At 59.4% G+C, this 7914-nt stretch carries 7 protein-coding genes; 4 read left to right on the top strand and 3 right to left on the bottom strand.

Features of this window, described 5'->3' with window-relative positions; all coding sequences use genetic code 11:
* Positions 1-167: 167 nt before the first annotated feature.
* From ACIPIZ_RS28875 to trxB, 3 genes are all read right to left on the bottom strand, one after another.
* Entirely contained in the window at positions 168-875 is a 708-nt protein-coding gene (locus ACIPIZ_RS28875) for an arginyltransferase (protein ID WP_007908064.1), read from the bottom strand.
* Positions 876-932: 57 nt separating this feature from the next.
* Complete coding sequence (aat, locus tag ACIPIZ_RS28870; protein WP_064390669.1) at positions 933-1613, bottom strand: leucyl/phenylalanyl-tRNA--protein transferase; 681 nt, start codon at positions 1611-1613, stop codon at positions 933-935.
* 63 nt (positions 1614-1676) lie between these two features.
* Entirely contained in the window at positions 1677-2636 is a 960-nt protein-coding gene (trxB, locus tag ACIPIZ_RS28865; RefSeq protein WP_105708689.1) for a thioredoxin-disulfide reductase, read from the bottom strand.
* A gap of 297 nt (positions 2637-2933) precedes the next feature.
* Here trxB and ACIPIZ_RS28860 point away from each other — a divergent pair, with 297 nt between their 5' ends.
* From ACIPIZ_RS28860 to crcB, 4 genes are all read left to right on the top strand, one after another.
* Positions 2934-5342: a DNA translocase FtsK gene (locus tag ACIPIZ_RS28860; RefSeq protein WP_064390667.1), complete on the top strand. Its 2409-nt coding sequence runs from the start codon at positions 2934-2936 to the stop codon at positions 5340-5342.
* Positions 5343-5408: 66 nt separating this feature from the next.
* On the top strand, positions 5409-6029 hold the full coding sequence (gene lolA, locus ACIPIZ_RS28855; RefSeq protein WP_008087013.1) for an outer membrane lipoprotein chaperone LolA: 621 nt from the start codon (positions 5409-5411) through the stop codon (positions 6027-6029).
* A 139-nt stretch (positions 6030-6168) separates the two neighbouring features.
* Positions 6169-7491, top strand: a complete 1323-nt coding sequence (locus tag ACIPIZ_RS28850) for a replication-associated recombination protein A (protein WP_064390666.1) — start codon at positions 6169-6171, stop codon at positions 7489-7491.
* Positions 7491-7868 carry a fluoride efflux transporter CrcB gene (gene crcB, locus ACIPIZ_RS28845; RefSeq protein WP_401168898.1) on the top strand — a complete coding sequence of 126 codons (378 nt, stop codon included), beginning with the start codon at positions 7491-7493 and terminating at the stop codon, positions 7866-7868. Before ACIPIZ_RS28850 ends, crcB begins: the two co-directional genes overlap by 1 nt.
* Positions 7869-7914 lie beyond the last annotated feature (46 nt).

The raw sequence follows: 7914 nt of genomic DNA, 5'->3' as shown, positions 1-7914 counted from the left end.
TGGGCAGGCTGTCGCCGACAGTGCCTTCCATTTCGAAGCTGTCTTCTTTCGACATGCAGTAAAGCCCTCGGTATCCAATGAATGGCCCGGTGCAACTGCGCCAGGCAAAAGCGGCGTGCATTGTGCCCGAAAAATGGGGTTTACGCCAAGGGGTTTACGGCTTGGGTTTAGTTGAGGATGACCCAGCGCTGATTAATCAGCAATTCGATGGGTCGATATTGCGTCTTGTAGTTCATCTTTTTGCAGTTCTTGATCCAGTAACCAAGGTACACCGCCTCAAGCCCGAGGCGCTGTGCCTCGGCGATTTGCCAGAGGATGGCAAATCGGCCAAGGCTGCGGCGCTCTTCGGCGGGTTCGTAGAAGGTGTACACCGCTGACAAACCGTTCGGCAGCAAATCGGTCACCGCCACGGCCAGTAACCGTCCGTCGAGTCGGAATTCGTAAAAGCGCGAGAAGGGCAGGTCACGGACCAGAAAAGTCGAGAATTGATCACGGCTTGGCGGGTACATATCGCCGTCAGCGTGGCGTTGTTCGATGTAGCGCTGGTACAGATCGAAGTATTCTTCGCTGAACTGCGGTTTGGCCGGGCGCACCTGCAAATCCGTGTTGCGTTTGAAAATCCGCTTCTGCTGACGATTGGGTGTGAACTGCGCCACCGGAATGCGCGCAGGCACGCACGCATTGCAGTTCTGGCAATGCGGGCGGTACAGATGATCGCCGCTGCGACGAAAGCCCATTTCCGACAGGTCTGCGTAGACATGCACATCCATGGGCTGGCTCGGATCGAGAAACAGGGTCGTGGCCTGCTCCTCGGGCAGATAACTGCAAGAGTGAGGCTGAGTGGCATAGAACTTCAACCGCGCCAACTCGGTCATGATCAACCCTCGGGATAAGCTGGTGAATTAAGTGTAAGCCACGCGCGCAAAAGTCGCTCAGCAAACCCAGGTGGCACGATTGGGTTGATCCAGGTGCCGGGCCAGATAATCAGCGAATTCGTCGCGGGGAATGGCCCGGGCGCCGAGACTGTGCAGATGATCGGTTGGCATCTGGCAGTCGATCAGCACGAACTCCGAATCTTTCAGATGGCGCACCAGCGTGGCAAAACCATATTTCGAAGCGTTGTCGGCACGGCTGAACATCGATTCGCCGAAGAACAATTGGCCCATGGCCAAGCCATAGAGGCCGCCGACCAACTCGCCCTCATCCCAAACCTCCACCGAATGGGCGAAGCCGCGCCGATGCAGTTCAATGTAGGCATCCTGCATCGCTTCGGTGATCCAGGTGCCATCGGCGTAATCCCGGGGCGCAGCACAGGCGCGTATCACCGCGTCGAAGTCCTGATCGAAGGTCACTTGATAGCGCGCTTTGCGCAGCAATTTACCGAGACTGCGCGAGACATGCAGTTCGTCGGGAAACAGCACAGTGCGTGGATCCGGTGACCACCAGAGAATCGGCTGGCCCTCGGAAAACCACGGAAAACAGCCATGCCGATAAGCCTGAATCAGTCGGTCGGCCGACAGATCGCCACCGGCGGCGAGCAGTCCGTTGGGGTCGCGCATGGCCTTTTCCAATGGCGGAAAAGTCAGGGAATTACGTTGTAACCAAGTCAGCATGGCATCCAGGCTTGCAGAAGGGGAGGGCGGTGCGAGCCGTTTGGCCCGCGATAAAGTGTGCCGTTAAATGACAGGAATGTCGTCCAGATACTTCTCGGCATCGAGCGCGGCCATGCAGCCGGCGCCCGCTGAGGTGACAGCCTGACGGTAAACATGGTCGGCGACATCGCCAGCGGCGAACACCCCCGGGATCTCGGTAGAGGTGGCGTCGCCGTCGCTGCCGCCCTTGATCAGCAAGTAGCCGTCGCGCATCGGCAACTGCCCTTGAAACAGGTCGGTGTTGGGTTTGTGACCGATAGCGATGAACACCCCGGCCAATGGCAGCTCGCAGGTGTCGCCAGTGTGGCTGTCGCGCAGGCGGGCGCCGGTCACGCCACTGGCTTCGCCGAGCACTTCGTCGAGATTCTGGTTCCAGTGAAGGCGCACGTTGCCGTTGGCGGCTTTCTCGAACAGTTTGTCCTGAAGGATTTTCTCCGAGCGCAGCTTGTCGCGACGATGAATCAGGTGCACCTCTTTGGCGATGTTCGATAAATACAGCGCTTCCTCGACAGCCGTGTTGCCGCCGCCGACCACTGCGACCACCTGATTACGGTAGAAAAAGCCGTCACAGGTCGCGCAGGCAGAGACGCCCTTGCCGGCAAAAGCCTCTTCCGATGGCAGTCCGAGGTATTGCGCCGAAGCGCCGGTGGCAATGATCAGTGCGTCGCAGGTGTAAGTGCCGCTGTCGCCGACAAGCTCAAACGGGCGCTGCTGCAACTTGGCGGTGTGGATGTGGTCGTAAACGATCTCTGTGGCAAAGCGTTCGGCGTGCTTTTGCATGCGCTCCATCAGCACCGGGCCGGTGAGGCCTTCGACGTCGCCAGGCCAGTTGTCGACCTCGACGGTGGTGGTGAGTTGGCCACCGGCCTGCAGGCCGGTAATGACCACGGGTTTGAGGTTGGCACGGGCGGCATACACGGCAGCGCTGTAACCGGCCGGGCCGGAGCCGAGGATGATCAGGCGTGAATGCTTCGCTGCGTTCATCAAATACACCTCATAAGCCTTTGTCACAAAAGGTAATGCATGCTCAAATTGAATCGCGGGTTCTGTGTGCTTGACTATGCTCAATGCTGGGGTTTGAAGCATGGCATCGGACGCACAAACCCGTACAATGACGGGCTGTTACAGAATGTTCGCGGTGCGCTGTGTTTATAAAAGCGCCAGCACAGTGTTAAAAGTAGTCTCAGTTGCGCTCGTTCACTTTTTTACCTGCCTGGATTGGGCAGTTTTTTATCGTCATTCAATAGATGGACGCGCCTCGGGCGCAGGAAAAGAAGCGTTTTGAAGAAATCCACCGAAGCAGCAAAAACAGTCGTTCCGCTCTGGCGCCAACAGTTGCACTACCGGCTCAAGGAAGGTGCATTGATCGCCATTGGTGCCTTGTGCCTGTTCCTGATGATGGCCTTGCTGACCTACGGCAAGGACGATCCGGGCTGGAGCCACAACAGCAAGATCGACGACGTGCAGAATTTCGGCGGCCCGGCGGGCTCCTACAGCGCCGACATCCTGTTCATGGTGCTGGGTTACTTTGCGTACATCTTCCCGTTGCTGCTGGCGATCAAGGCCTACCAGATCTTCCGCCAGCGCCACGAACCGTGGCAGTGGAGCGGCTGGCTGTTCTCCTGGCGCCTGATCGGTCTGGTGTTTCTGGTGCTGTCCGGCGCGGCGCTGGCGCATCTGCATTTTCACGCTGCGTCGGGTCTGCCGGCAGGTGCTGGCGGGGCGCTGGGCGAAAGCCTCGGTAATCTGGCGAAGAACGCGCTGAACATTCAGGGCAGCACGCTGCTGTTCATTGCCTTGTTCCTGTTTGGCCTGACGGTGTTCACCGACCTGTCCTGGTTCAAGGTGATGGACATTACCGGCAAGATCACTCTCGATCTGTTCGAACTGTTCCAGGGCGCGCTCAATCGCTGGTGGTCGGCGCGTACCGAACGCAAGCAACTGGTCGCGCAACTGCGTGAAGTCGACGATCGTGTGCATGACGTGGTCGCGCCCACGGTCACCGACAAACGTGAGCAGGCCAAAGTCAAAGAACGCCTGATCGAACGTGAGCAAGCCTTGAGCAAGCACATGTCTGATCGCGAGAAACAAGTTCCGCCGGTCATTGCGCCAGCTCCGGTCAAAGCGCCCGAGCCAAGCAAACGCGTACAGAAAGAGAAGCAGGTGCCGCTGTTCGTCGACAGTGCCGTAGAAGGCACCTTGCCGCCGATCTCGATTCTTGATCCTGCGGAAAAGAAACAACTCAATTACTCACCGGAATCCCTGGCGGCAGTCGGCCATTTGCTGGAGATCAAGCTCAAGGAGTTCGGTGTCGAGGTCACGGTGGATTCGATCCACCCGGGCCCGGTGATTACCCGTTACGAAATCCAGCCTGCCGCCGGCGTGAAAGTCAGCCGCATCGCCAACCTCGCCAAAGACCTCGCGCGTTCGCTGGCCGTGACCAGTGTGCGGGTGGTTGAGGTGATTCCGGGCAAGACCACCGTCGGTATCGAGATTCCCAACGAAGACCGGCAGATCGTGCGTTTCTCCGAGGTGCTGTCGACGCCTGAGTACGACAACTTCAAATCGCCGGTCACTCTGGCGCTGGGGCACGACATCGGTGGCAAGCCGGTCATCACCGACCTGGCGAAGATGCCGCACTTGCTGGTGGCCGGTACGACCGGTTCCGGTAAGTCGGTGGGCGTGAACGCGATGATCCTGTCGATCCTGTTCAAGTCTGGCCCGGAAGACGCCAAGCTGATCATGATCGACCCGAAGATGCTGGAGCTGTCGATCTACGAAGGCATTCCGCACCTGCTGTGCCCGGTCGTGACCGACATGAAGGACGCTGCCAACGCCTTGCGCTGGAGCGTTGCCGAGATGGAGCGCCGCTACAAGCTGATGGCGAAGATGGGCGTGCGAAATCTCTCTGGCTTCAACGCCAAGGTCAAGGAGGCCCAGGACGCCGGCGAACCGTTGAGCGATCCGCTGTACAAGCGCGAAAGCATCCACGACGAAGCGCCGCTGTTGCAGAAACTGCCGACCATCGTCGTGGTGGTCGACGAATTCGCCGACATGATGATGATCGTCGGCAAGAAGGTTGAAGAACTGATCGCCCGTATTGCCCAGAAAGCGCGTGCGGCCGGTATTCACTTGATCCTTGCAACTCAGCGGCCGTCGGTGGACGTGATCACCGGTCTGATCAAGGCCAACATTCCGACGCGGATGGCGTTCCAGGTGTCGAGCAAGATCGACTCGCGAACCATCATCGACCAAGGCGGCGCCGAACAACTGCTCGGCCACGGTGACATGCTTTACATGCCACCGGGCACCAGCCTGCCGATCCGCGTTCACGGTGCGTTCGTTTCCGACGATGAAGTCCACCGCGTGGTGGAAGCGTGGAAGCTGCGCGGCGCGCCGGAATACAACGATGACATCCTCAACGGTGTCGAAGAAGCCGGCAGCGGTTTTGAAGGCAGCAGCGGTGGCGGCGATGGCGATGATCCGGAAGCCGACGCGCTGTACGACGAAGCCGTACAGTTCGTCCTGGAAAGCCGTCGTGCCTCTATTTCCGCTGTACAGCGCAAGCTGAAGATCGGCTACAACCGTGCCGCACGGATGATCGAGGCCATGGAAATGGCCGGCGTCGTCACCTCGATGAACACCAACGGTTCCCGTGAAGTCCTGGCCCCGGGCCCGGTTCGCGACTGATTGCAAAAGCAAGAGGCGGGACAATGATGTTCCGCCGCTCTCCCACGAGTATTCAAGAGGACTCCCATGCGTCTTATCCGCATGCTGTTGCCAGTACTGGCGTTGACCACGCTCACGGCCCACGCCGATGACAAGGACGTGGCGCGCCTGACCCAATTGCTGGAAACATCCAAGACCCTGAGCGCGAATTTTTCGCAGCTGACCCTCGACGGCAGCGGCACGCAGCTGCAGGAAACCACTGGCGACATGACCCTGCAGCGTCCGGGCCTGTTCTACTGGCACACCAATGCGCCGGCCGAGCAGACCATGGTTTCCGACGGCAAGAAAGTCACTCTGTGGGACCCGGATCTGGAACAGGCGACCATCAAGAAACTCGACGAGCGTCTGACCCAGACCCCGGCACTGCTGTTGTCCGGCGATGTTTCGAAGATCAGCCAGAGCTTCGACATCAGCGCGAAAGAGGCGGGCGGCGTGATCGACTTCACCCTCAAGCCGAAGACCAAGGACACCCTGTTCGACAACCTGCGTCTGTCGTTCCGTAACGGTCTGCTTAACGACATGCAACTGATCGACAGCGTCGGCCAGCGCACTAACATCCTGTTTACCGGGGTCAAGGCCAACGAGCCAGTACCGGCATCGAAGTTCAAGTTCGACATCCCCAAGGGTGCCGACGTGATCCAGGAATAAACCCAAAACCTTGTAGGAGCGAGCCTGCTCGCGATTCGATTTGTCAGTCACATCTTCATCGTCTGACCCACCGCTATCGCGAGCAGGCTCACTCCTACAGGGTCAATGATCGGCAAAATAGAGGTTTCAACGCTACGTGATGGATCTGTTTCGCAGTGCACCGATTGCCCAGCCACTGGCCGCGCGTTTGCGTGCGACCAATCTGGATGAGTACGTCGGTCAGGAGCACGTGCTCGCTCGCGGCAAGCCTCTGCGTGAGGCGCTGGAGCAGGGTGCCCTGCATTCGATGATCTTCTGGGGCCCGCCGGGCGTGGGTAAAACCACTTTGGCGCGGTTGCTCGCGGAAGTCTCCGACGCGCACTTCGAAACGGTCTCGGCAGTGCTCGCCGGGGTCAAGGAGATCCGTCAGGCCGTTGAAATCGCCAAGCAGCAGGCCGGCCAGTACGGCAAGCGCACGATTTTGTTCGTCGATGAAGTGCACCGTTTCAACAAGTCGCAGCAGGATGCTTTTCTGCCGTACGTTGAGGACGGCACGCTGATCTTCATCGGCGCCACCACCGAAAACCCTTCGTTCGAACTCAACAACGCCTTGTTGTCGCGCGCCCGCGTCTACGTGCTGAAAAGCCTCGACGAAGCGGCGCTGCGCAAACTGGTACAGCGCGCGCTCACCGAAGAGCGCGGCCTGGGCAAGCGCAATTTGACGTTGAACGACGAAGGCTTCCAGATGCTGCTGTCCGCCGCCGATGGCGATGGCCGGCGCCTGCTCAATCTGCTGGAAAACGCTTCCGATCTGGCCGAAGACAACAGCGAGATCGGCACGGAGTTGTTGCAAAGCCTGCTCGGCGATACGCGTCGACGCTTCGACAAGGGCGGTGAAGCTTTTTACGACCAGATCTCGGCGCTGCACAAATCGGTGCGCGGTTCCAACCCCGACGGCGCGTTGTACTGGTTCGCGCGAATGATCGACGGCGGTTGCGATCCGCTGTACCTGGCCCGGCGCGTGGTGCGCATGGCCAGCGAAGACATCGGCAACGCCGACCCGCGCGCCCTCAGCCTGTGCCTTGCGGCGTGGGAAGTGCAGGAGCGCCTCGGCAGTCCGGAAGGCGAGTTGGCCGTGGCCCAGGCCATCACTTATCTGGCCTGCGCGCCGAAAAGCAACGCGGTGTACATGGGCTTCAAAACTGCCCTGCGTGCCGCCGCTGAAAACGGCTCGCTTGAGGTGCCACTGCACTTGCGCAACGCACCGACCAAACTGATGAAACAATTGGGCTACGGTGACGAATACCGCTACGCCCACGATGAACCGGACGCTTACGCCGCCGGCGAAGACTATTTCCCGGAAGAACTCGAGCCGATTCCGTTCTACCAACCGGTGCCGCGCGGCCTGGAATTGAAGATCGGCGAGAAGCTCAACCACCTCGCCCAACTCGACCGTTTAAGCCCTCGGCAGCGGAGAAAATAGTGCTTCCATTGATTGTTGCGGTCTCCGTCGGCGGTGTCGCCGGCACCTTGTTGCGCTTCGCCACCGGCAATTGGGTCAACGCCAATTGGCCGCGGCACTTCTATACCGCGACGCTGGCCGTTAATATCGTGGGCTGTCTGTTGATTGGCGTGTTGTACGGCCTGTTTTTGATACGCCCGGAAGTGCCGATCGAGGTGCGCGCCGGGTTGATGGTTGGCTTCCTCGGGGGGCTGACGACTTTTTCATCCTTTTCACTGGATACGGTGCGCCTGCTGGAAAGCGGGCAAGTGCCGCTGGCCCTGGGCTATGCGGCACTCAGCGTATTCGGCGGGCTGCTCGCGACGTGGGGTGGCCTGTCTTTGACAATACTTTGTTAACGAGATACCGACATGCTCGATTCCAAACTGTTACGTAGCAACCTTC

It is taken from the genome of Pseudomonas sp. NPDC087690 (assembly GCF_044743175.1).
Lineage (GTDB): Bacteria > Pseudomonadota > Gammaproteobacteria > Pseudomonadales > Pseudomonadaceae > Aquipseudomonas.
This window is presented reverse-complemented; position numbering and strand designations above follow the sequence as displayed.

Excerpts from the sequence above, each read along its gene's own strand:
- ACIPIZ_RS28875 (WP_007908064.1), bottom strand. The coding sequence starts at position 875 with ATGACCGAGTTGGCGCGGTTGAAGTTCTATGCCACTCAGCCTCACTCT.
- aat (WP_064390669.1), bottom strand. The coding sequence starts at position 1,613 with ATGCTGACTTGGTTACAACGTAATTCCCTGACTTTTCCGCCATTGGAA.
- trxB (WP_105708689.1), bottom strand. The coding sequence starts at position 2,636 with ATGAACGCAGCGAAGCATTCACGCCTGATCATCCTCGGCTCCGGCCCG.
- lolA (WP_008087013.1), top strand. The coding sequence starts at position 5,409 with ATGCGTCTTATCCGCATGCTGTTGCCAGTACTGGCGTTGACCACGCTC.
- ACIPIZ_RS28850 (WP_064390666.1), top strand. The coding sequence starts at position 6,169 with ATGGATCTGTTTCGCAGTGCACCGATTGCCCAGCCACTGGCCGCGCGT.